Consider the following 229-nt stretch of genomic DNA (forward strand, 5'->3'; position numbering starts at 1 on the left):
GGGTGGCCCGGTTGAAAAGACACTGGCCGAACTCCAGGGGGTTGGCACCGGCGGTGCCGGCAGCAGTTTTGCCGGCAGCAGCGCCGACACCATGACGGGGGGCAACTACCAGAATGCCAAGGGCCTGCCCCCTGAGCTGGTGGAGCGCATCGAGAAAATGTACGGCTTCGACAAGCCCGCCCACGAGCGTTTCTGGTTAATGATCAAGAATTACTTCACCGGCAATTTT

General features: G+C 60.3%; 1 pseudogene. It reads left to right on the forward strand.

Annotated elements, in window-relative coordinates:
* A pseudogene (locus tag A3714_RS04005) lies at positions 1 to 229 on the forward strand (microcin ABC transporter permease); the annotation flags it as partial.

The sequence above is a fragment of the Alcanivorax sp. HI0007 genome (assembly GCF_001635525.1).
GTDB lineage: Bacteria > Pseudomonadota > Gammaproteobacteria > Pseudomonadales > Alcanivoracaceae > Alcanivorax.